Consider the following 340-nt stretch of genomic DNA (forward strand, 5'->3'; position numbering starts at 1 on the left):
CGAAGTCGTAACAAGGTAGCCGTACCGGAAGGTGCGGCTGGATCACCTCCTTTCTAAGGAGCACAGCACCGATTGCAGGCAAATGTTCTGCACGGTCAGCTCATGGGTGGAACGTTGATTAGTTGGCGTGAGTGAACCTGATGGTCTTCGAGTACTGCTTCGGCGTGGAAAGAAGAGACGGATGGTGGCTCACGCTTGGCACGTTGTTGGGTGTCTGAGGGTACGGCCGTATGGCTTGTATCTTCATGATTCCGGCCCCAGTGAACTCATCGGTTTGTCCGGTGGGGTGATGGGTGGCTGGTCGTTGTTTGAGAACTACACAGTGGACGCGAGCATCTGT

1 rRNA gene is annotated in these 340 nt (G+C 55.0%); it reads left to right on the top strand.

The window, feature by feature from the left end:
• Positions 1 to 53, top strand: a 16S ribosomal RNA gene (locus tag MRBLMG1_RS37260); the annotation flags it as partial.
• Positions 54 to 340: the final 287 nt, after the last annotated feature.

Source organism: Streptomyces sp. LMG1-1-1.1 (assembly GCF_040815545.1).
GTDB lineage: Bacteria > Actinomycetota > Actinomycetes > Streptomycetales > Streptomycetaceae > Streptomyces.